Raw genomic sequence first — 534 nt, 5'->3', positions numbered from 1 at the left:
CCCCCGCTATATCAACGGCAAGGTGACGCGCGTGGCGGTGAGCGCCGTGGAGCTGACGGGCACCCGCTATGCGGTCTACCAGCTGACGGTGGAGCCGGACCTGTGGCCGATGAAGCGCGACCGTAACCTGCGGATTTTCCAGGGCCAGACGGTACCGCAGATTGTGAAAACCCTGCTGGGTGAGCATCAGGTTAACCTCCAAGACAAACTCACCGGCAGCTACCGGGTGTGGGACTACTGCGTGCAGTATCAGGAGTCGAGTCTGGACTTCATCAGCCGCCTGATGGAGCTGGAGGGGATTGCGTACTACTTCAGCCACGAGGCGGACAAGCACACCCTGGTACTGACCGACGCCGCGACGCAGCATCAGCCGTTCAGCGGCTATGAGGTCATTCCTTACCATCAGACGCCGTCCGGCGGCAGTACGGATGAAGAGGGCATCAGCCAGTGGGCGCTGGAGGACAGCGTGACGCCGGGGATTTACAGCCTCGACGACTACGACTTCCGCAAGCCGAACGCGTGGCTGTTCCAGGC

General features: G+C 62.2%; 1 protein-coding gene. It reads left to right on the top strand.

Going from position 1 to position 534, the window contains the following annotated elements:
* On the top strand, positions 1-534 hold a 534-nt coding region (locus tag INF86_RS22035; RefSeq protein ID WP_193543926.1), incomplete at both ends, for a type VI secretion system Vgr family protein.

The sequence above is a fragment of the Enterobacter cloacae complex sp. I1M genome (assembly GCF_014982425.1).
Lineage (GTDB): Bacteria > Pseudomonadota > Gammaproteobacteria > Enterobacterales > Enterobacteriaceae > Enterobacter > Enterobacter intestinihominis.
This window is presented reverse-complemented; position numbering and strand designations above follow the sequence as displayed.